Source organism: Lentiprolixibacter sp., assembly GCF_982873095.1.
The window spans coordinates 1-2,430 of record NZ_CEYNTP010000327.1 but is presented as its reverse complement, the minus strand read 5'-3'; the positions used below and the strand labels follow the sequence as shown (position 1 = coordinate 2,430).

2 protein-coding genes are annotated in these 2,430 nt (G+C 47.5%); both read right to left on the bottom strand.

What is annotated here, in order from left to right; genetic code table 11:
- The coding region (locus tag AC4E7D_RS13945; RefSeq protein WP_490174386.1) for an NHL repeat-containing protein at nucleotides 1-1,800 on the bottom strand (1,800 nt) is incomplete at its 3' end.
- Nucleotides 1,801-2,074: 274 nt separating this feature from the next.
- Nucleotides 2,075-2,430 (bottom strand): YSC84-related protein (locus tag AC4E7D_RS13940; RefSeq protein ID WP_490174385.1); only part of this gene is annotated, 356 nt, incomplete at its 5' end.

The window sequence follows — 2,430 nt, the reverse complement described above, 5'->3', positions numbered from 1 at the left end:
ATTTAAGGTGCCTGAAATATAGATATCTCCAGATTTACCGACGGCTACCCCGTCAAAACCCCATGTGGGGGGAGTACCAAGACCAGGACCGTAAAGTTCAAGACCTCCCACAATCAAAGTAACTTCTCCTGTATCGAGATCAACACGTGATAAACGGGAGGCGCCCGCCTCAATAACCAATAATCTTCCCTCATTGTCCAAAGCCAGGCCTTCCGGGCCCTGCAGACCATGGGCAACAACATTGGCACTTGGCGGGTCGCTGTCAAATTCTATTTGCCAGATTTCTCCTGTTTGCTGGTCAGCTGCCCACAGGATTTCGCCATCTGTAGCTAACCCGCTGGCTGCTTCTAATTTCTTTATTAGGGGGGTAGTAACATCCATGGGGTTATAATCCTTTGCATATAACACCCCTCCCAATCCAAAATCGGAAACGATGATCTCGCCATTTATTTGTACGGCATCTATAGGAAGAGGCATCGCATACGTTTCAAGGACGGTGGCAGGATTCGACTGAACATCCCAAAGCTGTACGGCCTCGCTAAACCAGGATGAAACCACCAGTTTGTCCCCGGCAGCTGAAATATTCATAGGTAATATCGGTAACTCGAGCGTTGGATTGATCAAAAAGCCTTTGTAAATATCTTCCTGTCGGCCGCTTTTCCCATTGAATTTTCTCAACCTGAAGAGATCGGCTTCATAAAGCACATCCTGGTTATTGGACCCTGGCATTACGGCCAGGCCCTGAGGTAAAATCATGCCTCCCGGGCTTAAATAGCGGGGTTGTCCGCTTGGCAGGATTTCCGCTACCCAGCCCTCGTCTGCATTGGTCATATACAGGCTGCCGTCCTCGTCAAAGGTCATATTATCCAGTCCGGGTGGCAGGGTTGTAAAAAGGGTTTTATCATCTTCCCCGTCTGCATTTACCTTAAATAATTTACCCTCCTGGTCAAGCACATACAGCATACCATCAGGCCCAAACTTGGCTGCTGCTGGATTAAACAGATCGGAATTCGCCAGATTACCTGCTACGATTCTGATCGTGCCATCTGACAAACTCGTAAAAAGACCACTGAGATCTCCCGGGAATACGGTTCCTTCAGCAAATGCATCGATGTCTATCGCTATGACCAGGTTTAAAGCAAACAGGGGCCCGTATAACCAAAGGCGACCGTTTTCCCAGCGAGTATCAAACGAGTTAAAGAAACCCAGTCCAAAACCATCAGGACATATAATGATAGGTGTGGGTTCAAGTGTCTCAGGGTCTAACTCATATATACCGTCACCCAGGAAGTCCAGGGCGGTAAAGAGACGAGGACCACTTTCAGGATCTTCAGGATTTGGTTTGGAAAACCGGATCGGATTGACCCCGGGAGCCACTGGCTGGTATCCCAATAATACGCCTTCCATAGTAGCACGCCCTATGAACCCGGTAATCAGATCTGTCCAGTAAAACGTTCCATCCGGACCAAATATCATATCATCGGGACCCAAAACACCATTAGCTGGCCCGAAGCGATTCAGGATCTTTCCATTGTTCTTATTCATAACTACAATTTCCTGTCCATTGACACTGGCTATGTACAGATTACCATCCGGACCAACGTCCAGGCCATTAGTTCCTTTAATAAGAGCTCCTTTTACCAAAGTTTTCAACAAGGCGTTCCCTGATTTTATATTATTCTTAACCTTGGATCTGGCATTTGTAACCTGGAGGTTTTCCGAGTTCAACTCAGGTTCCTGGCTACAGGAATAGCTGAATAAAAAGACAGCCACAAGGGCCAGTTTAAAAATTGTTTTCATGATTGGTTTGGATTGTGTAATTTTTATATGTGCCCTCTTGTGCACAACATGGAAAAGAGGTTTGACTACATCCTACCCGGGGGTGGCAGGAAGGATAAAAAGACCTGCGTTGACCGGGATGATGCATCATCATTGACACCCAATCACACCGAAGGACTTAGTAGTTGTACTATAAGATAAGCTTAGTGAAAGTAAATAAGGAAATCGTTAGGACGAAACTCCCCTATAAGTGTCCGAAAGCATTAGAATAGTATGCGGAGGTTTTTTCAGGGTGTTAAAACGCATCAAACCGAAACTTCTGTCCACCTACGGAGGCCTCGTACATCAGGCCGCCTTTTTGCATGGTAAAGACCAGGACGCCGTCCACATAACTGGCATCTGCCGAGGCTCCTTCGGTCACCGCAACGGCGGACACCTGAGCGGCGAACTCCACTTTGTTTTCCTTAAAACGGTCCATCGCGGCCTTATTCTCGAAGAAAATAACCTCCCGATACGCCTGTCCGCCCCACTGAAAACCAATACTTAGCTGGGTGAGCTTCGCCATACCAATCTCTTTACCCCTTTCATAGGCCACACCATTCCCGGCCGCTCCACCAATCCCGATAGCCCCTTTGCCCACATTGGGAAATA